14 protein-coding genes are annotated in these 20,671 nt (G+C 59.2%); 2 read left to right on the top strand and 12 right to left on the bottom strand.

The genetic code is table 11. The features are described 5' to 3' along the window. Positions 1-57: 57 nt before the first annotated feature. The 9 genes from gltB to UF78_RS02485 form a co-directional block, all read right to left on the bottom strand. The gene (gene gltB / locus UF78_RS02525) at positions 58-4,506 is read right to left on the bottom strand and encodes a glutamate synthase large subunit (protein WP_045160497.1); all 4,449 of its coding nucleotides are present in this window, start codon (positions 4,504-4,506) and stop codon (positions 58-60) included. Positions 4,507-4,680: 174 nt separating this feature from the next. Then, positions 4,681-6,198, bottom strand: a complete 1,518-nt coding sequence (locus UF78_RS02520) for an SPOR domain-containing protein (protein ID WP_045160496.1) — start codon at positions 6,196-6,198, stop codon at positions 4,681-4,683. Between the two features lie 9 nt (positions 6,199-6,207). Further along, a complete protein-coding gene (gene aroB, locus UF78_RS02515; protein ID WP_045160495.1) occupies positions 6,208-7,311 on the bottom strand; it encodes a 3-dehydroquinate synthase in 1,104 nt (367 codons plus the stop codon). A 23-nt stretch (positions 7,312-7,334) separates the two neighbouring features. Continuing rightward, entirely contained in the window at positions 7,335-7,880 is a 546-nt protein-coding gene (aroK, locus tag UF78_RS02510; protein WP_045160494.1) for a shikimate kinase AroK, read from the bottom strand. Positions 7,881-7,889: 9 nt separating this feature from the next. Then, complete coding sequence (pilQ, locus tag UF78_RS02505; RefSeq protein ID WP_045160493.1) at positions 7,890-10,034, bottom strand: type IV pilus secretin PilQ; 2,145 nt, start codon at positions 10,032-10,034, stop codon at positions 7,890-7,892. A gap of 51 nt (positions 10,035-10,085) precedes the next feature. Then, complete coding sequence (pilP, locus tag UF78_RS02500; RefSeq protein WP_045160492.1) at positions 10,086-10,613, bottom strand: type 4a pilus biogenesis lipoprotein PilP; 528 nt, start codon at positions 10,611-10,613, stop codon at positions 10,086-10,088. Then, positions 10,610-11,233 carry a type 4a pilus biogenesis protein PilO gene (pilO, locus tag UF78_RS02495; RefSeq protein ID WP_045160491.1) on the bottom strand — a complete coding sequence of 208 codons (624 nt, stop codon included), beginning with the start codon at positions 11,231-11,233 and terminating at the stop codon, positions 10,610-10,612. Before pilO ends, pilP begins: the two co-directional genes overlap by 4 nt. Next, positions 11,230-11,802: a type 4a pilus biogenesis protein PilN gene (gene pilN, locus UF78_RS02490; RefSeq protein WP_045160490.1), complete on the bottom strand. Its 573-nt coding sequence runs from the start codon at positions 11,800-11,802 to the stop codon at positions 11,230-11,232. The genes pilO and pilN overlap by 4 nt, the downstream gene beginning before the upstream one ends. Then, positions 11,802-12,866: a pilus assembly protein PilM gene (locus tag UF78_RS02485; protein WP_045160489.1), complete on the bottom strand. Its 1,065-nt coding sequence runs from the start codon at positions 12,864-12,866 to the stop codon at positions 11,802-11,804. Before UF78_RS02485 ends, pilN begins: the two co-directional genes overlap by 1 nt. Positions 12,867-13,050: 184 nt before the next feature. Between UF78_RS02485 and UF78_RS02480 the strand changes: the two genes are divergently transcribed. After that, positions 13,051-15,489 carry a penicillin-binding protein 1A gene (locus UF78_RS02480; RefSeq protein WP_045160488.1) on the top strand — a complete coding sequence of 813 codons (2,439 nt, stop codon included), beginning with the start codon at positions 13,051-13,053 and terminating at the stop codon, positions 15,487-15,489. Between the two features lie 178 nt (positions 15,490-15,667). Here the strand turns inward: UF78_RS02480 and UF78_RS02475 are convergent, their stop codons facing one another. From UF78_RS02475 to rpmE, 3 genes are all read right to left on the bottom strand, one after another. Continuing rightward, positions 15,668-16,936 carry a malic enzyme-like NAD(P)-binding protein gene (locus UF78_RS02475; RefSeq protein ID WP_045160487.1) on the bottom strand — a complete coding sequence of 423 codons (1,269 nt, stop codon included), beginning with the start codon at positions 16,934-16,936 and terminating at the stop codon, positions 15,668-15,670. A 161-nt stretch (positions 16,937-17,097) separates the two neighbouring features. Beyond that, positions 17,098-17,892 (bottom strand): thermonuclease family protein, encoded by a 795-nt coding sequence (locus UF78_RS02470; protein ID WP_045160486.1) that lies wholly within the window; start codon positions 17,890-17,892, stop codon positions 17,098-17,100. A gap of 23 nt (positions 17,893-17,915) precedes the next feature. After that, on the bottom strand, positions 17,916-18,128 hold the full coding sequence (gene rpmE / locus UF78_RS02465; RefSeq protein ID WP_045160485.1) for a 50S ribosomal protein L31: 213 nt from the start codon (positions 18,126-18,128) through the stop codon (positions 17,916-17,918). 223 nt (positions 18,129-18,351) lie between these two features. Between rpmE and UF78_RS02460 the strand changes: the two genes are divergently transcribed. Then, on the top strand, positions 18,352-20,574 hold the full coding sequence (locus UF78_RS02460) for a primosomal protein N' (RefSeq protein ID WP_045160572.1): 2,223 nt from the start codon (positions 18,352-18,354) through the stop codon (positions 20,572-20,574). Positions 20,575-20,671 lie beyond the last annotated feature (97 nt).

Raw genomic sequence — 20,671 nt, 5'->3', positions numbered from 1 at the left:
CACGGAGCGGGGCGGGCCTCGGACTGATCGCCGAGGCTTGCCGCTTGAATCTGCTTTTTATTGGGGGTTGGCCCGAGTGGTCGACAACAACGACGCCAGGTTGGCCGCCTTCGGCTTGACCAGCCAGAAGCGACGCAGGTAGTCGTCGAGATTCTCCAGGAGTTTCTCTCCCCATGCGCTGCCGGTTTCGGCGACGTACTCGCGCAGCACTTCTTGCAGATGGCTACGGTGGGCTTCCATCGCCTCACCCGTGATGCGCTGCAGGTTTACCAACTCGTTGTTCACCCGATCGACGAAGCTGTTGTCCATGTCGAGGACATAGGCGAAACCACCGGTCATACCGGAACCGAAGTTGTAGCCGGTCTTGCCTAGCACGCAGACGAAGCCGCCGGTCATGTATTCACAGCAATGATCGCCGGTGCCTTCCACGACTGCATGCGCGCCGGAGTTACGAACGGCGAAGCGCTCCCCAGCCGTGCCGCCAGCGAACAATTTGCCGCCAGTGGCGCCATACAGGCAGGTATTGCCGACGATGGCCGAATCCTGCGACTCGAACCCGCTGCTCTTCGGCTGGGTGATGACCAGCTTGCCGCCGGTCATACCTTTGCCGACGTAGTCGTTGGCATCGCCTTCCAGATACAGGTGCAGGCCGCCGGCATTCCAAACGCCGAAGCTCTGACCCGCAGTGCCCTTGAAACGGAAGGTGATTGGCGCATCCTTCATTCCCTGGTTCCCGTGCACTCGGGCGATCTCGCCGGAAACACGGGCACCAATGGAGCGGTCGCAGTTGCAGATATCCAATTCGAATTCGCCTCCGCTCCTGGCGTCGATAGCCGAGCGCGCGAGCCTGACCATTTCTTCGGCCAGCAGCCCCTGGTCGAACGGCGGGTTCTTCTCCACTTCGCAGAACTGCGGCTTGTCGGCAGGTATGTAGTCACTGCCGAGCAGAGGCGTCAGATCAAGATGGTTCTGTTTGGCGGTCTCGCCTGGCAGCATTTCAAGCAGGTCGGTACGCCCGATCAGTTCCTGCAGGCTGCGCACGCCCAGCTTGGCCAGCCATTCACGAGTTTCCTCAGCGACGAAGCTGAAGAAGTTGACCACCATGTCGACGGTCCCAATGAAATGGTCCTTGCGCAGCTGATCGTTCTGCGTTGCGATACCCGTAGCGCAGTTGTTCAGATGGCAAATGCGCAGGTATTTGCAGCCCAGCGCGATCATCGGCGCCGTACCGAAGCCGAAGCTTTCGGCCCCCAGGATGGCGGCCTTGACCACATCGAGACCGGTCTTCAGACCACCGTCGGTCTGCACCCGGACCTTGCCACGCAGGTCGTTGCCGCGCAGGGTCTGGTGTGTCTCGGCCAGACCGAGCTCCCAAGGCGAGCCGGCATAACGGATCGAGGTCAATGGCGAAGCGCCGGTGCCGCCGTCATAGCCGGAGATGGTGATCAAATCTGCATAAGCCTTGGCGACCCCGGCGGCAATGGTGCCAACGCCAGGCTCGGCCACCAGCTTGACCGATACCAGTGCCTTGGGATTGACCTGCTTGAGGTCGAAAATCAGCTGAGCCAGGTCTTCGATCGAGTAGATGTCATGATGCGGCGGCGGTGAAATCAATGTTACGCCGGGCACTGCATAACGCAGCTTGGCGATCAGGCCGTTGACCTTGCCGCCTGGCAGCTGGCCGCCCTCGCCGGGCTTGGCGCCCTGGGCAACCTTGATCTGCAGCACCTCGGCATTGACCAGATACTCCGGCGTCACGCCGAAACGGCCGGTCGCCACCTGCTTGATCTTCGAGCTGCGGTCGGTGCCGTAACGCGAAGGGTCTTCGCCACCCTCTCCCGAGTTGGAACGCGCACCGATGCGATTCATTGCCGCCGCGATGGCTTCGTGGGCCTCCGGCGACAGCGCGCCGAGCGAAATGCCGGCCGAGTCGAAGCGCTTGAGAATCTGCTCCAAGGGTTCGACTTCTTCCAGCGCCAGCGGTTTGTCCGACACCTTGAGCTTGAGCAGATCGCGCAACATCGCCACGGGACGCTGGTCGACAAGCGCGGTGTACTCCTTGAAGCGGTTGTAGTCACCTTCTTGCACCGCAACCTGAAGCGCCGCCACCACGTCGGGGTTGTAGGCGTGGTATTCGCCACCGTAAACGAACTTCAGCAGGCCACCTTGCTGGATCGGCTTGCGGGTACTCCAGGCCTCTGCCGCGAGGGCTTTCTGCTCGGCTTCCAGATCGGCGAAGCGTGCACCCTTGATGCGGCTGGCAACGCCGCGGAAGCTGACGTCGACGACCTCATCGGACAGACCGACTGCTTCGAACAGCTGGGCCCCGCGGTACGAGGTGATGGTCGAGATGCCCATCTTCGAGATGATTTTCAGCAGCCCCTTGGAAATGCCCTTGCGGTAGTGCTTGAACACCTCGTAGAGATCACCCAGCACTTCGCCGGTGCGGATCAGATCGCCGAGCACTTCGAAAGCGAGGAACGGATACACCGCCGTCGCGCCAAAGCCGATCAGTACCGCGAAGTGATGCGGGTCTCGCGCGGTAGCCGTTTCCACCAGGATGTTGCAGTCGCAGCGCAGGCCGGTTTCGATCAGACGATGATGCACCGCACCGACCGCCAGCGACGCGTGCACCGGCAGCTTGCCCGGCTGGATAGCGCGGTCGCTGAGAATCAGCATGACTTTGCCGCTGCGTACGGCTTCCTCAGCCTGGTCGGCGATATTGCGGACCGCGGCTTCCAGGCCGAGGGATTCGTCGTAATTGAGATCGATCAGCTGACGTTCGAATCCGGGACGATTGAGCTCCATGATCGTCCGCCATTTTGCCGGAGAGATTACCGGCGTGGTCAGAATCGCGCGGTTGGCGTGATCGGCGGTTTCTTCGAAGAGATTGCGCTCGGCACCCAGGCAGGTTTCCAGCGACATCACGATGGATTCGCGCAATGGGTCGATCGGAGGGTTGGTCACCTGCGCGAACTGCTGACGGAAGTAGTCGTACGGCGAGCGCACCCGGCGCGACAGCACGGCCATGGGCGTGTCGTCGCCCATGGAACCCACCGCTTCCTGGCCCTGCTCGGCCAGCGGACGCAGCACCTGGTCACGCTCCTCGAAGGTGACCTGATACATCTTCATGTATTGCTTGAGCTGGTCGGCGTCGTAGAAGGCCGAGCCGTGATCGTTATCGTCCAGGGTCGACTGGATACGCAGCGCATTCTGGCGCAGCCACTTCTTGTACGGATGCTGCGACTTCAGGCGGTTGTCGATGTCATCGGTATGCAGGACCTGCCCCGTTTCGGTATCTACCGCGAGGATCTGGCCCGGACCCACACGCCCCTTGGCGATAACGTCTTCCGGCTTGTAATCCCATACACCGACTTCGGAGGCGAGGGTGATGTAACCATTGGTCGTGGTCACCCAACGCGCCGGACGCAGACCGTTGCGGTCGAGCAGGCAGACCGCATGGCGACCATCGGTGAGCACCACGCCAGCCGGACCATCCCACGGCTCCATATGCATGGAGTTGAATTCGTAGAAGGCTCGCAGGTCGGGGTCCATGGTTTCGACGTTCTGCCAGGCCGGCGGAATGATCATGCGCAGACCACGGAACAAATCCATCCCACCGGTGACCAACAGCTCCAACATGTTGTCCATGCTGGAAGAGTCGGAGCCGGTACGGTTGACCAGCGGATCGAGGCTTTCCAGGTCCGGCAACAGCTCGTTGGCGAATTTCAGTCGACGCGCCTGAGCCCAGTTGCGGTTACCGGTAATGGTGTTGATTTCGCCGTTATGGGCGAGAAAGCGGAACGGCTGCGCCAGAGGCCACTGCGGCATCGTGTTGGTGGAGAAACGCTGATGGAATACGCAGATGGCAGTCGCCAGGCGCTCGTCGCCGAGATCGGGATAGAACTGCGCCAGGTCGGCCGGCATCATCAGGCCTTTGTAGATGATGTCCTTGTCGGAAAAACTGCAGACGTAGAATTCCTTGTCCGCGGCCAGCGCGACTTCCGCGCGGCGGCGCGCGAAGAACAGCTTGATGCCGAACTCGCGCTCGGATAGACCATCAGCGGAGACGAACACCTGCTCGATGCGCGGCAGGCGCTCCAACGCCAGACGACCCAGTACGGTGGTATCGACCGGAACCTCGCGCCAGCCGACCAGTGTCAGCCCTTGGGCTACGATCTGTTCGTTGAGCTGGATCCGGGCCGCATCCGCCTTGGCCGCGTCCTGGCTGAGAAAGATCATGCCGACGGCGTATAACGTCGGAAGGTCGGCATCAAAATGCTGCTTGGCCATGGCGCGCAGGAACGCATCGGGTTTCTGCATCAGCAGGCCACAGCCATCGCCAGTTTTGCCGTCGGCGTTGATGCCGCCGCGGTGGGTCATGCAGGTGAGGGATTGAATAGCGGTCTGAAGCAGGTGATGGCTTGCCTCGCCCTGCATGTGGGCGATCAGACCGAAGCCGCAGTTATCCTTGAACTCTTCAGGACGAAACAGACCTGCTCTCATAGGCACTCCACCAGCTAAATGCGTTGTAAATCAACCCCTTATTGACGGCGCACGGAACCGCCCCGTCATACACGTGGGCAAAAGGGGGAGCAGTTTACAAAGCCCGGTAGAACGACACAATTTTATTTTTGCAAGCCCCAAAAAGGTGCATTGCGCACTTTTTTGGGGCATCCGCTAGCGCGCGTTAGTGATTTCCTGCTGCACACTGGCGAAACTCCGAGCCCATGGCTTGCCTACCTTCAGCGAGGCCGGCAACGCCTTGATGGCCTCTAGCGCGGCATTTCGGCTTGGGAAACTACCATGGGTGACAACGTATAGCGGCTTGCCCTCATGCTGCTTGACGAAATACCTGAAGCTATCGCCGTGTTGCTTCACCAACGCTTCAGCATTGCTCCGAGTACGCGTTCCCAGCACCTGGACCAGGTAATTGCCCTTAGGCTGGCTGGCGTACCAGCTGGCCGCAGGCGCAACCGCAGCGGGTGTCGCGACAACTTGCCGCACCGCTTCTGGAGGAGACTCAGGTTTCGGAGCCGGCTCGACCGTCGAGCCTTGCACAGGAGCAGGACTCGCAGTCTCAGCGGGCGCTTGGGCGACGTCGCGCACCGGCTCGCCGCTCACTACCGGCTCCTCTACCAACGCACCCGATGCGTCATCCGGCTCGGCACTACCGGCTGCAGCTAAAGGTTCGCGAACAAGTGGCTGCTCTGGCTGGGGTGGATTGGGATCAGGCGTCGCCTCCCCAGGATTGCCAGGCGCATTGGACGCCGGCTCCTGCGAGGATGAAGCAGGTCCGGCCGTACCCAGCGGCAAGCTGGTGGTCGTGGGCGCCAAAGGCTCATCGCTCGAGTCACGCATAAGCAACGCAATTACGACGACAAAAACGACCGCAGCCAAGGCCAGCAGGTGTTTCATCGGCAGCGGCAAACGCCATCCAGCGGACTTTCGGCGCCCCTTCGAATGCTGCATCGTATCGAGAAGCTCATCACGGGCCGCTTGATTGATAGCACCAGGCCAGCCACCAGAATGCTCGTGGATACGAAGGATCTGTTCTTCACTGAAACAGTCCAGCCCGCTCCCGGCACCCTCGAGGCGCAACGCCAGGTACTCACGAGTCTCTTCCTCCTCGTAGGGTTGAAGCGCGATTACATGGAAGCGCTCCTCACCTTCTACCAGAGCCTCAAGGCGCCCTACCAAAGCATGCTCACCGAACAGGAATACGTGCGGCCGGCCTTGGGGGCTGCCTTGGGCCAATCGCAACAATGTCTCGACAGCTGCGCCAGTCAGTCGTTCGGCATCATCGACCAGCAAGTAGACCTCTTGGCCAGTCAATGCCAACTGGACGATCTGCGCCATGATCGATTCGAAGTCGGCACCTTGGCTGCCGAGCGCCTGCGCGATTTGCTGCAGCACCACATTCGAGTCAATGGTCTCCTGCGGCGAAATGATCACGCTTTGTACGGATTGCTTGTTGCTGCTGGCAACAAGCGCCTGGCGCACGAGCGTCTTGCCGCTCCCTTCAGGCCCGGTTACCACCAATAGCAACTGGCTGTAGCGAGCAAGATGGTGCAATTGCCCCAGCACCGGCTTGCGCTGGGCCGGGAAGAATTTGAAGCCAGGCACGCGAGCAGCGAAAGGGTCATGACTGAACCCGTAATGGTTCAGATACGAATCGTCGGCAGACAAACTGGTCATGGAAATCTCTTAGGTTCTTAACTCTTGCGTAAGCGCGTCGTAATTGACGTTCAATGTGGCTTCCAGCAGCTCGCGAGGGAAATCGCCGGTGACCAACGCCTCACCCAACCGCTTGAGCAGCACCAACCGCAACTGCCCGTTCAGGACTTTCTTGTCGACCGCCATATGCTGGAGAAAATCTTCGGCTCGCATGTTGCTCGGAGGCACCACTGGCAAACCAGCACGCGCCAGGAGGCGCACGGCGCGGTCTCGCTCACCGACAGTGATCCATCCAAGCTGCCGAGACATCTCGAGCGCCATGACTGTGCCAGCCGATACCGCCTCACCATGCAGCCAGACACCGTAACCCTGATGGGTCTCGATGGCATGACCGAAGGTATGACCAAGATTCAGCGTTGCGCGAATGCCCGACTCTCGCTCATCTGCGCCAACCACGCGCGCTTTGGCCGCACAAGAGCACCTTATCGCTTCGGTAAGCGCCGCCTGATCCAGCCCACGTAGCTTGTCGATATTCTCCTCTAGCCACCCCAAGAACGGCTCGTCGCAGATCAAACCGTACTTGATTACCTCAGCCAAGCCAGCCGACAGCTCTCGCACCGGCAACGTTGCCAGCGTAGAGGTATCAATCAGTACTGCTTGCGGCTGATAGAAGGCACCGACCATGTTCTTGCCGAGCGGATGATTGATACCAGTCTTGCCACCGACCGAAGAATCGACCTGTGACAGGAGCGTTGTCGGTACCTGGATGAAATCGACTCCACGCTGGTAACTAGCAGCCGCAAAACCGGCCATGTCGCCAACCACCCCACCACCCAACGCGATAATAGTGGTGTTCCGGTCGTGCCTGGCTGTCAGCAACGCATCGAAGATCGACTGCAGCGTCTGCCAGTCCTTGTATGCCTCTCCATCAGGCAGCACGATCGGCGTGATGGCGTACCCGGCCAGGCTGCGTGAAAGACGCTCAAGGTAGAGCGGCGCAACGGTGTCGTTGGTAACAATGGCGACTTGCTTGCCGCGGATATGGCGGGATAACAGCTCACCGCGATCAATGAGCTGCTCGCCAATATGGATCGGATAGCTACGCTCGCCGAGATCGACATGTAGAGTCTGCATAGGGCCCCCACGCTTAAAGGGAGCTAGGATAGCGCAGATCGCCCCAGGCTTTCACGAGGTGCTAAGGATTGGAGTTGAGCGAGAATTTCAACCACAACCAGCCGCGGGGGGCGCTCATCCGTCTGGATGATCATGTCCGCGACCTCACGGTACAGAGGATCCCGCTCAGCCATCAGATTCGTGAGCGTCTCGCGAGGATTGGGTTTTTGCAATAGTGGACGATTGCGATCGCGAGAGGTGCGGTCGAGCTGCTGCTCGACCGAGGTGCAAAGGTAGATCACCCGACCACCCGCGCGTAAGAGTCGACGATTATCCGGCCGCAGCACAGCACCACCGCCGGTTGCCAACACGACGCCACGCATCTGGCACAAATCAATGATGGCCGCGTGTTCTCTTTCGCGAAACCCCTGCTCACCCTCAACATCGAATATCAGCGGAATACTTGCGCCCGTGCGCTGCTCGATCTCCTTATCGGAATCCCGAAAGGGAAGACGAAGCTCCTTGGCAAGCAGGCGCCCGATGGTGCTTTTACCGGCACCCATCGGACCCACGAGAATGATATTCGGCATCAAAACTGTTTAACGGCTGGCCTGGATCGCCTGATTATTCATGATCCGCGGAGTAATGAATACAAGCAGCTCGGATTTTCTATCCTGAACCAGATCGCGACGGAATACCCGCCCTACGAAGGGCAGATCACCCAGGAAAGGAACCTTATCGACGGACTTGCTTTGAGTATTCGAGAACACGCCGCCGATGACAATCGTTTCGCCATCCGTCACCAACACTTTGGCGTTGACTTCGTTCTTGCGGATGGCAGGAACACCACCAGTACTAGCAGCCTGAGAGAAATCAGGCTCGTCCTTGGTGACCTTCACTTCCATAATAATGCGATTGTCCGGAGTGATTTGCGGGGTAACCTCCAAGGAAAGTGCTGCCTCCTTGAAGGAGGTGCTAGTCGCACCGCTTGAGCTCGCCTCCTGATAAGGGACTTCAGAGCCTTTCAGGATCTTTGCGGTCTCCTTGTCTGCGGTGACGACTTTGGGCTGGGACACCACCTCACCGTTGCCGGTCTTCTCCATAGCCGAGAGCTGCAAATCAAGAATGGCATTATTGGTGATAAAACCCAAACCGATGCCGGACGTCGCACCTATCGCACCCATATCGACAAACGGGGTGTTCAGCGGAACCTCAGGGATTCCACGGAAGCGACCGACCTGCCGAGAGGGTATATAACCATCTTCACCCGGCTTGCCGCTTGCATCCGGGTCATCGGCGACTCCGAGCTGACCATTCTTGCCCCAAGCGTTCCACTTGTCTCCAGCCCAGAGATTCCCCCCCCAACGGACACCCAGGCTCTTGTCATAATCGACGTTAGCCTCAACGATCCGAGCCTCGATCATGACCTGGCGCACCGGAATATCCAATTGCGCAACGATACGACGAAGCTCGTCAAGTCGTTCCTGGGTCTGATAAGCAATGATGTTGTTGGTACGGTCATCGACCGCGATTGATCCGCGATCATTGCTCTCGCCGCCTTTATCGGTCACGGATTGAAACAAGCGAGCGATATCGGCAGCTTTAGCGTAGTTGACCTGCACCACCTCGCGACGCAGAGGTGCCAACTCAGCGATCTGGCGTTGCGATTCCAACTCTTGACGTTCACGTGCAGCAATTTCGTCCGCCGGAGCTACCAGCAGGACGTTGCCCACCTGACGCTTGTCGAGGCCCTTGGTTTTCAAGACAAGATCCAACGCCTGGTCCCACGGAACGTTCTGCAAACGCAACGTGATATTGCCCTGTACGGTATCACTCGCTACCAGATTCAAATCAGTGAAGTCTGCAATCAGCTGCAGAACAGAACGAACGTCGATATCTTGGAAGTTCAGCGACAGCTTCTCTCCAGAATAGGTGAAATGCTGCGCATTGCGCTTCTCGACATCGGCTTCGCTAAGCGGCTTGACGCTGATAGTCAGCTTGTCGTCGGTCTGGTACGCCAGATAGTCGTATCGCCCGCTAGGCTCGATCGCAATGCTTGCGCCATCGGCCTTACTGCTCGAATCGACAAACTTGACCGGCGTGGCGAAGTCCTGCACGTCCAACCTGACCCGCAGCGACTCCGGTAATTGCGTCTTGGCGAACGATACGCGGATCTTGCCGCCCTGCTCCTCGATACTCGGACTGATCGATGGGTCCGACAGAGTAATGACTACGTTACCGGCACCGTCTTCCCCGCGACGAAAATCGATGTTGCTAATCGACTTGCCCGTGGCCATTGAGGCGACCGGCGCGCGCCTATCAACCGGTGCAACCGGCGCGGCCGGGACCGCAGCGGGTGATGCGCCGTTTTCGCCCAGAACGACAAACACATTGCTCCCGTCGACTCGGGTCGAATAGGGAACCAGAGAGGTGAGGTTGACGATAAGTCGGGTGCGGCCCTGTGCCTCGACGACCGTTACACTCCGCGCATTGCCAACGCCGAGTTCTCGGTTTTTGGACGCCAGCTTGCTGGAGACACCCGGCAGATCAAGGGCGATGCGAGCGGGCTGGTCAAGCGTGTATCCGCGCGGAGCAGGCACCGGCTCGTCGAAGGCCAGTTTCAGCTCAACACGGTCTCCGGGTAGCGACGCAACATCGAGCGAATTCAGATTCGCGGCCAGCAGCGCGGGCGAAATAATCGCCGCCAGCAAAGACAAGCCGAGACGAGAGAGAGTGGTATTCATAAAAGGCTTCCGTTGTGCAGACCGGTATAGGTTTTCCATTTTTGCCATGACTCAGGAGCGCTCTTTCAAGGTCAGGCTACGCGGGCGCTCAAGCCACCCACCCTCTCCGTCCGGAACGATTTCAAGCACATCCACCTCGGCCTCGCTGATTTCAACGATACGACCATGGTTGCGCCCCAGATAGTCACCGACCTTGACTCGGTGAACCCCGTCGCCGCCTTTGATCAAGGCGTACTTACCTGCGTCGTTGGTCAACGTGCCGACCATGACGAAGTTTTCGATATTGAATTGTTCGAGGAACTGCTTGATGCGCGTCTCGTCAGGGTGAATATCTTTTGAACCCTTCTGCCGCTGAGTCAGATCGATCTTCATTGGCGGCTGGAATGGATGGCGCAGCGATGAAGCGCTATAGGTAAACGCCTCATATGGCAGAAACGCTGGCAATGGTTCTATCGATCCTTTGGGCTTGGCGCGCACTTCGTCCATGTAAGCACGTAGATCGTCGAAATCTCCGTTAGCGCCACATCCGGCCAGTAACACCAAGCCCATGCTCAGCGCGATAAGTCGGGCTCCATTCATTTCTGCAGCCCCTTGTCGTTATAGCGATAGGTCTTGGCCAGGATGCTCATGTGCAGCTTGGAAGAGGAATCCTTGCTCTGAGGCTTTATCTCGAAATCATGCAGGGTAACGATCCGTGGCAAACTCGACACGCCGCTGACAAACGTTGCGAGGTCGTGATAGCCACCGACCACTTTGATCTGTATCGGCAGCTCGATATAGAACTGCTGCGTCACTTCCGGCTGCAACTTGATCTCTTCGAACTCCAGCCCACTGCCCAGGCCGGTGCGGGTAATGTCTTCGAGCAAACCCGGCACTTCGGTATCGCTCGGCAACTGGCGCAACAAGGCACCAAACGATGCTTCCATCTCGACCATCTGCGCCTTGTACGCTTCCAGATTCGCTGCCTGAAACGCCTTCGTGGAGAATTGCTGCTTTAGCGTTTCCTCCTGCGCTTGCTGCTGCTCCAGGCTGACTTGCATGTCGCTGAGGTAGAAGTAATAGCCACCTCCGAGCACCAGCATCATCAGCAATACTGCAGCTATCACCTTTACCGCAGCGGGCCAGGAGCCCACGTTGTTCATGTCCAAGTCGCTCAGGTCGACGCTACGCAGACTTTCTAAGGAGTTCGCCAGACTCATGGCTTATCTCCTTCGGCTGCGACAGCCGGCTGCGTCTGCTGAACCGTTAGCTGAAACACGTTTTCCTGATCGACCGCACCCGCCGTGACAGCCTTCACCTCGTTCAGGTTTGGCGCTTCCAGCCATTCAGAACCATCCAAGTTGCGCATCAGGTTAGAGACCCGGTTGTTGGATTCAGCACCACCGACAATGGCGATGTTCTTGCCAGTCATTTTCAATCCGGTGAAATACACGCCATCGGGAAGCGTGCGTACCAGCTGATCAAAAACCCTGCCGATGATGGGGCGATTGCCCTGCAGATCCTGAATAATCTTCATACGCTCAAGCAATTGCTGCCGACGCTCACGCAGTTCTTTGATTTCCGCGATACGCGTATCCAGCACCGCAATCTCTTTGCGGATGAAGTCATTTCGCGCGTTCTGCCGTTCAATGGCATGGGTGAAGTACTGATCCGCGAGAAACAGCAGGCCCACCGCCACGACAGCCACACCGGCGAGCGACACCAGGAAGCGCTGCTTACGCTCTTCACGAAGCTGCTCGCGCCAGGGCAATAGGTTGATCCGGGCCATCAGTCGAAACTCCTCAAGGCCAACCCGCAGGCAATCATCAGGGACGGCGCATCACTGGCGAGCGCGCCAGCGTTGACCTTGCTACTCAACGCCATATCGGCAAACGGATTGGCGACTAAAGTCTGAGTCCCGATTTTCTGCTGAATCAACCGATCCAGCCCCGGAATCGATGCCGTCCCGCCAGCCAGAAGGATGTAGTCCACGTCATGGAACTGCCCGGCGGCGAAGAAAAACTGGAGCGAGCGCGACACCTGCTGAACGACCGCTTCTTTGAACGGCTGCAATACTTCGCTGTCATAGTCGTCTGGGAGGCCTCCTTGCTTTTTGGCAAGGCCAGCTTCTTCCATCGATAGCCCGTAGCGACGCTGAATCTCTTCGGTAAGCTGACGCCCACCGAACAACTGCTCGCGGGTATAGATCGTGCGGCCGTTGTGCAACACGCTCAGCGTGGTCATGGTCGCACCGATGTCGACCAGAGCAACGGTCAGCTCGTCGTGACCGGCACCCAGCTGGGGCGCTAGCAAACCAAATGAACGCTCCAGCGCATAGGCTTCGACATCGACAACCTTGGCCGTCAGTCCAGCCAGGGCCAGAGCCGCTTCGCGAATCTCTACGTTTTCCTTGCGACACGCCGCCAACAGCACCTCGACGCGTCCCGGGGCGCGAGCGGCCGGCCCCTGCACTTCAAAGTCGATAGCGACTTCTTCCAGCGGGTAAGGAATGTACTGATCCGCTTCGATCTTCAGCTGATTTTCCAGGTCGTCGTCGCTCAACCCGGCGTCCATTTCGATGCTCTTGGTGATGACCGCCGAACCGGAAACCGCTACTGCGGCGGATTTCACACCGGTTTTCGCTTTAGCTAACAACCGAGACAGCGCCTGGCCCACACCGTCCAGTTCAGCGATGTTCTTTTCTACCACAGCGTTCGGCGGAAGCGGCTCGACCGCAAATGACTCAACCCGATACCGGGAGCCTGAGCGGCTTAATTCGAGCAGCTTGACAGACGTCGAACTGATGTCGATCCCAAGCAGCGTATTCGCTTTCTTAGTGAAGAGCCCTAGCACGGCCGATTTCCTATCTTTATCCGCTACTTACGGATTAATTATGTTTGTCCGCATTAAATAACAGCCTTGACAGAAGCGCAAATGGCTCCCCAGCAAAAAAACCGCTTATAATGTGAACGGTTTTTCTTTTCAGCACTGTCTGCGGCTTACACCTCATTTCCCACCCTGGATTCAATAAACCCCGATGCGTTTTCTGAAGTTTTTCCTATGGTCGTGCTTGGCTGTTTTCTGTGGACTTTTACTCAGTCTCAGTGGCGCGTTTCTTTACCTCAGCCCCAACCTGCCATCGGTCGACTCGCTACGCAGCATACAGCTCCAGATTCCGCTGCGCGTCTACAGCGATGACGACAAGCTGATCGCCGAGTATGGCGAAATGCGTCGTTCCCCCATCGGCTTCGACGAGATACCCAAGGATTTCATCGCCGCATTGCTGGCGGCCGAAGACGACAACTTCGCGAATCATTATGGCGTCGATGTTTCCAGTCTGATGCGCGCTGCCACGCAATTATTGAAAACCGGCCATATTCAGACCGGCGGCAGCACCATCACTATGCAGGTGGCGAAGAATTACTTCCTCACCAGCGAGCGAAGCTTTTCGCGGAAGATCAACGAGATCCTTTTAGCCCTTCAGATCGAAAGGGAAATGCGCAAGGATGAGATCCTTGAGCTGTACGTCAATAAAATTTATCTGGGCAACCGAGCTTACGGTATCGAAGCGGCATCGCAGGTCTACTACGGCAAACCCATCGGCGATCTGAGCCTCGCGCAGATGGCCATGATCGCAGGCTTACCGAAAGCACCGTCTGCATTCAACCCACTGGCCAACCCAGAGCGTGCCAAGGAGCGGCGTGACTGGATTCTTGGACGAATGTACCGGCTCGGAAAAATAGACGAGACCCGCTATCAGCAAGCGCTGACAGAGGTTGTCGATGCGTCCTATCACGGGTCATCGCCGGAACTTGACGCACCTTATATAGCGGAGATGGCACGTGCCGAAATGGTCGGTCGTTTCGGTAGTGCTGCTTACACCGATGGATTCCGCGTTTACACCACCGCCACCAGTGAGCGTCAGCTCGCTGCCAACCAGGCGCTTATCCAGGGATTGATCGAGTACGACCAGCGTCACGGCTATCGCGGCCCGGAAGCTCGGCTGACCGGCACCGACCGGGAGAGCTGGCTGAAGGAATTGGGCAACTATCGCAGCCAGGCCGGCGTGCTCCCTGCTGCCGTAAGTGCCGTCTCCAAAGATGGGATCAAGGTCCTCCTTCGTGACGGCAGCGAGCGCAGCATCAGCTGGGAAAGCATGAAATGGGCTCGCCCGTTCATTAATACCAACAGCCTGGGGCCCCAACCCAGGTCACCATCGGAAATCGTCAAGCCAGGAGATGTCATCCGCGTTCAGATCCGGGATGACGAAGTGCTGTTCAGCCAGATACCCCAGGCTCAAGGCGCACTGGTATCCCTTGATCCGCTTGACGGCTCCATCGAAGCGTTGACCGGTGGTTTTTCCTTTGGGCAAAGCAACTACAACCGCGCTATCCAGGCCAAGCGTCAGCCCGGCTCAAGCTTCAAACCTTTTATCTATAGCGCCGCATTGGATGCCGGATTCACCCCTGCGACTCTGGTCAACGACTCCCCTATCGTCTTCGTCGAGGAAGGCCTGGACCGCGTTTGGCGCCCCAAGAATGACAACAATACCTTTCTAGGCCCGATCCGGCTGCGCGAGGCGCTTTACAAATCACGCAACCTGGTCTCGATTCGCCTGCTGCAGACGCTTGGCCTTCCGTACACCCTCGACTACATCAAACGCTTTGGATTCAAATCCGAAGACCTGCCTGCCAACCTGTCGCTGGCGCTTGGTACGGCAACCCTGACGCCAATGGAAATCGCTACCGGCTGGACAGCATTCGCGAACGGGGGCTACAAGATCGAACCCTATCTGATCGAGCGCATCGAGGATCGAGACGGAAAAATCATCTTCGAGGCGAACCCGGTGCGCGTACCGGAGCAAGGCGACACAGCAGCGAAGGATGAAGCGGCGGCCACCGCCTACGCACAGATCGACACGCCACTGGCGAGCGACTCGCAGCCAGCCAGGCCGGCGCCCGCGTATGCGGAGCAGATCATCGACGAGCGCACCGCCTACATCATGACCAGCATGCTGCAGGACGTCATCAAGCGCGGCACAGGCAGACGGGCTTTGGCGATGGGGCGCGGGGATCTTGCAGGAAAGACCGGCACGACCAACGAGTCCAAGGACAGCTGGTTCTCCGGCTACAACGCTGACATCGTGACCACGGTCTGGACAGGCTTCGATCAACCCCAAACGCTCGGTCGGCGGGAATATGGCGGAACGGTAGCGCTGCCGATTTGGATGAAGTACATGAGCGCCGTGCTGGACGGCGCCCCCGAGCATGCGCCCGCCGAACCGGAAGGCATTTTGACATTGCGAATCGATCCCAAAAGCGGCCGAGCGGCAGCCCCAGGCACACCTGACGCTTACTTTGAGATCTTTCGAAGCGAAGACTCGCCGCCTGACATGAATGACGAGATGATTCCAGGCTCAATGTTGCCCGACAGCCCGCTACCAGCATCCGAAGCCGCACCGATCGATCTGTTCTAGATCCTCTGCATCCCCCGACGCCCGCTCCTGATCGCAGCGGACTCGGGGGGATCACAGGCCGCAAGCGCGCTCCAGTGCGCCAAGCTTCTTACCATAGCCCGAAATAGAAAACCCCAGCCGGGGCTGGGGTTTTTCCGAGTGCCGCGCACCCGCCGAAGCGGGGCTATGGCCGAGCTAATCAGCCATTGAACACGTCGTGAACCGACTTGAGCGGGTAATTCGACGGATACGGCAGTGTCGCCACGCCGCTTTCGATCGCTGCTTTGGCCACCGCGTCGGAGACGAGGGTGATCAGGCGAGGATCCATCGGTTTCGGAATGATGTATTCACGCCCGAACTGAAGCTGCTCAACGCCATAAGCAGCAGCCACCTCAGCCGGAACCGGCAGCTTGGCCAGCTCACGCAGAGCCACCGCAGCAGCGATTTTCATCTCCTCATTGATGCGCGTCGCACGAACATCCAGCGCCCCACGGAAAATGAACGGGAAGCCCAGCACGTTGTTGACCTGGTTCGGATAATCCGAGCGGCCAGTAGCCATGATCACATCGGGACGGGTCGCGTGAGCGAGCTCTGGGTTGATCTCCGGATCGGGGTTCGAGCAGGCGAACACTACCGGGTTCGCTGCCATCAGCTTGAGGCCTTCGGCGCTCAACAGATTGGGGCCGGACAGGCCTACAAAGACGTCAGCGCCATCGAGGGCATCATCCAGCGTGCGCTTGTCTGTCTCATGGGCAAACACCGCCTTGTACTGATTCAGATCGTCACGACCAGCATGGACTACACCCTTGCGATCGATCATGAAAATGTTCTCGACCTTCGCCCCCATACTGACAAGCAGCTTCATGCAAGAGGTCGCCGCAGCGCCGGCGCCGAGGCAGACGATCTTGGCCTGCTCCAGCGTCTTGCCAGCGATTTCCAATGCATTGAGCATGCCCGCCGCAGTAACGATAGCGGTGCCGTGCTGGTCGTCATGGAATACCGGAATGTCGCATTGCTCGATCAGCGCCCGCTCGATCTCGAAGCATTCAGGCGCCTTGATATCTTCCAGGTTGATGCCACCGAAGGTGATGGAAATGCGCTTGACCGTATCGATGAAAGCCTGAGGACTTTCCGCATCGACTTCGATATCGAACACGTCGACACCAGCGAATCGCTTGAACAGAACGCCCTTGCCTTCCATAACCGGCTTGGATGCCAGCGGCCCCAGATTGCCCAGACCAAGAATCGCGGTGCCGTCGGAGATCACCGCGACCAGATTGCCTTTACCGGTGTATCGGTAAGCCAGCTCCGGATCACGGGCGATTTCTCGAACCGGTTCCGCCACGCCAGGGCTGTAGGCCAGTGACAGATCACGAGCGGTGGAAGTGGGCTTGGTCAGCTCGACACTCAGCTTTCCCGGACGAGGCTGGGAATGATAGTCGAGAGCGGCAGTTTTCAGGTCAGTCATGAGGCATTCCGCTTATTTTACTGGGACAGACAGGGGGCCGAGCATACGCCAAGACCGAGCGCCGTCACAAGCCAACGGGAAAGGTGACTGTCAAGACCTGGCCCTACGACTTTCAGTTAAGCCGAGCCAAAAATTTTCCCGCCCCGCCAGCTAACGACGAGTTACGGCAGCGGAACAAGCATTGACGGGTGGCTTGCTCTCAGTAGCCAGCGAGCCTGACGCGACAAATCCGCACGCCCCTTGCGATCGATCACCCAACCCCTTGCTTCGACCTGCTTGCCTGGCAGGTCTTTCAGCGAATCGGCGAATGACGCAACGGCTTCACGGGGAACCTGAATCACCAGAGGGCCATCCAGCTCCAACCAGACGCCACCACGATTGGTCTCCAGTCGATCGACCCGCGCCCTGACCAGTGCAAAACCACCGCGGCGCAGGCGCTCAGCCGAGGTGATCGGGGGCTGATGCCAGACACCTTTGCCGGCAAGCCGAGCCTGCTGTTCCACGGCGAGATGACAGTCAGCCAGCAGCGTGTTCGGTGCGATGGCGACAAAAAAGCCCAGCCCTTCGGCAAGCAGAACAGCTTCGAGATTTTCACCGTGCGAGTCGAAGGCATGGGCCAGCAGTCGGCCGTAATGATCACTGGCCTCCTGACCGAGCCGCAGCCCCACGCGTCCGCCGCTGGCGTTTACAAGTGCTTGCAGCCGACGCTTGGCCGCCTCCGCGAACGGTTCGGCACTGCGCCCCTTGCGGCCGACTTCAGGGGCATTCACGCCGATGAGGCGTACGCGACGCCCATCGACCAGGCGCAGAGTATCTCCGTCGATGACTGTTGCGACCTTCGCTGACGGCAGCGGGCCGCTAACAGGACAAAGCGCCTGCGCCTGCAGACTGAAGAAGACGGAAACGAAAAAGGCGCCCACCAGGGACGCCTTTTTAAGATGCTCGGAAAACCTCATGGGATTCCCGTCGCGGCGACAGCTTACTTCGCGCCGAACACACCGAAACGCTGCTTGAAGCGGTCGATACGGCCGCCGGTGTCCAGCACTTTCTGCTTGCCGGTGTAGAACGGATGGCACTCAGAGCACACGTCGATGTTCAGGTTCTTGGCCAGCGTGGAGCGAGTCTTGATGACGTTGCCGCAGCTGCAAGTGGCTTCGATTTCAACGTAGTTAGGATGGATATCGGCTTTCATGGAAAAATCCTCTAGGACTTGTGCCGCCACCCGACCCTATGTCGAGTACCGCACGGAAGGGCGCGAATGATACCAGAGACCGTTAGTGATGCAAGGGCAGCTGATCGATCGGCGACAGCCCCCGATCACAGGCATCTGGCTATCGAACCGACTCTTGAACGCATGCCGGTCTGTTGCAGCGCTGGATCGTTTAACATCGGCGTTCGCCTCCAAGGACTTTCGTGTGCCCCAACCCATACTTCGCCTCGCGCTACCCTCCCCGTTGCGCAGACTCTTCGATTACCTCCCCCCAACCGGCATTCCATACGCATCGCTGCAGCCGGGTATGCGGTTGCGGGTGCCCTTCGGGCGACGCGAGATCGTTGGAGTTCTGGTGGAAGTGGCCAACCACAGCGAGATCCCCGAGGCGAAGCTCAAACCGGCCCTGGAGCTGCTGGATGCGCGCCCTCCGCTACCGTCGCCGCTGTTCAAGCTGTGCCTGTGGACCGCCCAGTATTACCAGCACAGCCTCGGCGACACGCTCAGTTGGGCGCTTCCGGTCCTACTACGCCAGGGCGAGCCTGCCGAGGCCAGGCAGGAGCGCTTCTGGCATGTTGTCAATGGAGCACGACCGGAGGATCCACGCCTTAGCCGGGCGCCACGTCAACGCGAGGCACTGAAGACCATCGGCCAGCATCCGCACGGCGTGGCGCATTCATTGTTGACCCAACTGCAATTGAGCAAGGACAGTCTCGATCTGCTGCTACAGAAGGGCCTGTTGCGCATCGAGACACGCCGCAGTCATCGGACTCAGCGGCACCAGGGTAGCTGGCTACTGCAGCCGGAGCTTCCGCTGAACCAGCAACAACGCGCAGCCTTCGAAGCCATCCGTGCCGGCCTCGATGGCTTCCAGCCGTTCCTGCTGGCCGGCGTCACAGGCAGCGGCAAGACCGAGGTCTATCTTCAGCTAATCCATCAGGTGCTCGAAGCCGGCAAGCAGGCGCTGGTACTGATTCCTGAAATCAACCTCGGCCCGCAAACCCTGGCGCGCTTCGAAAAACGCTTCAATGCGCGTATCGCCCTGCTGCACTCCAATGTCAACGACCGCGAACGCCTGGACGCCTGGCTGGCGGCGCGCGATGGCGAGGCGGACATCATCATTGGCACCCGTTCGGCGCTGTTCACCCCAATGAAGAACCCGGGGCTGATCATTCTCGATGAGGAGCACGACGCCTCCTATAAGCAGCAAGAAGGCCTGCGCTATCACGCTCGCGACTTAGCTGTGGTCAGGGCCCACCAAGAGAACCTCCCGATTCTGCTGGGATCGGCAACGCCGTCATTGGAAAGCCTGCACAATGCGCACATCGGTCGCTACGCGCTGCTGAAGCTGACCCAGCGTGCCGGTGGTGCCCAAGCGCCCCGGTTTCTGCGCCTCGACGTGAAAAGCCGCCCGCTGGATTCAGGCATCTCCGGCCCGCTGCAACAAGCCATGGCACAGACACTCGCCGCCGGGCAGCAGGTGCTGGTGTTCCTGAACCGCCGCGGCTTCGCCCCTTCGCTGCTGTGCCATGATTGCGGCTGGCTCAGTCAATGCCCACGCTGCGACGCCCGAATGACTCTGCATCAACGCCACAATGAGCTGCGCTGTCACCACTGCGGGCATTCCGAGCGTCCACCCCGCAATTGTCCGGAGTGCAACAAACTCGACCTGCGTCCTGTAGGTGCTGGCACCGAGCGCGCGGAAGAACGTCTGAGCATTCTCTTTCCGGACTATCCGGTGCTGCGCATCGACCGCGACAGCACGTCACGCAAGGGATCCATGGAGCAATTGCTGGCTACCATCAACCGTGGCGAACCCTGCCTGCTGGTGGGCACCCAGATGCTCGCCAAGGGACATCATTTCCCTCGGGTCACCCTGGTCGCGATCCTCGATGCGGACGGCGGCCTATTCTCGGCAGACTTTCGCGCCAGCGAGCGAATGGCCCAATTGATCGTACAGGTGGCGGGGCGCGCAGGCCGTGCCGAAGAGCCTGGCAAGGTCATCATCCAGACCCATCTGGCCGACCATCCGCTGCTGGTTCAATTGACCGAGCAAGGCTATTTCGCCTTCGCCGACCAGGCATTGAGCGAGCGCCGCGCCGCGGGCCTGCCACCGTTCAGCCATCTTGCTTTACTACGCGCCGAAGCGGCAAAGCCCGGCCAGGCTGAAGACTTCCTCGACCAGGCCTGCAGCCAAGCCGAACACCTGACGACGCAACTCGGCTTAAGCGGGGTTGAATTGCTCGGCCCGGTGCCCGCACCGATGGAGCGACGCGCCGGGCGCTTCCGCGCCCAGCTGCTGCTCCAGGCCAATGCCCGAGCCCCGCTGCACAAGCTGATGAGTGCATGGCTGCCCCAGGTGGAAGCGCTCCCGGGCAGCCGTACGGTACGTTGGTCGCTGGATGTCGATCCGATCGACCTGTTCTGACGCTGGATGAATCCGGCCTTAACCGGCAACCAAGCACCTTAAGCCTTGAAGGTTCGCCCCTCGGACGTCGATAATGCCCAGTTTTCGACCAAAGCCT

The sequence above is a fragment of the Stutzerimonas stutzeri genome (assembly GCF_000952685.1).
Lineage (GTDB): Bacteria > Pseudomonadota > Gammaproteobacteria > Pseudomonadales > Pseudomonadaceae > Stutzerimonas > Stutzerimonas stutzeri_E.
The sequence above is the reverse complement of the archived record's forward strand: the minus strand, read 5'-3'. Positions and strand labels throughout refer to the sequence as shown.

Excerpts from the sequence above, each read along its gene's own strand:
- gltB (WP_045160497.1), bottom strand. The coding sequence starts at position 4,506 with ATGAGAGCAGGTCTGTTTCGTCCTGAAGAGTTCAAGGATAACTGCGGC.
- UF78_RS02520 (WP_045160496.1), bottom strand. The coding sequence starts at position 6,198 with ATGACCAGTTTGTCTGCCGACGATTCGTATCTGAACCATTACGGGTTC.
- aroB (WP_045160495.1), bottom strand. The coding sequence starts at position 7,311 with ATGCAGACTCTACATGTCGATCTCGGCGAGCGTAGCTATCCGATCCAT.
- aroK (WP_045160494.1), bottom strand. The coding sequence starts at position 7,880 with ATGCCGAATATCATTCTCGTGGGTCCGATGGGTGCCGGTAAAAGCACC.
- pilQ (WP_045160493.1), bottom strand. The coding sequence starts at position 10,034 with ATGAATACCACTCTCTCTCGTCTCGGCTTGTCTTTGCTGGCGGCGATT.
- pilP (WP_045160492.1), bottom strand. The coding sequence starts at position 10,613 with ATGAATGGAGCCCGACTTATCGCGCTGAGCATGGGCTTGGTGTTACTG.
- pilO (WP_045160491.1), bottom strand. The coding sequence starts at position 11,233 with ATGAGTCTGGCGAACTCCTTAGAAAGTCTGCGTAGCGTCGACCTGAGC.
- pilN (WP_045160490.1), bottom strand. The coding sequence starts at position 11,802 with ATGGCCCGGATCAACCTATTGCCCTGGCGCGAGCAGCTTCGTGAAGAG.
- UF78_RS02480 (WP_045160488.1), top strand. The coding sequence starts at position 13,051 with ATGCGTTTTCTGAAGTTTTTCCTATGGTCGTGCTTGGCTGTTTTCTGT.
- UF78_RS02475 (WP_045160487.1), bottom strand. The coding sequence starts at position 16,936 with ATGACTGACCTGAAAACTGCCGCTCTCGACTATCATTCCCAGCCTCGT.
- UF78_RS02470 (WP_045160486.1), bottom strand. The coding sequence starts at position 17,892 with ATGAGGTTTTCCGAGCATCTTAAAAAGGCGTCCCTGGTGGGCGCCTTT.
- rpmE (WP_045160485.1), bottom strand. The coding sequence starts at position 18,128 with ATGAAAGCCGATATCCATCCTAACTACGTTGAAATCGAAGCCACTTGC.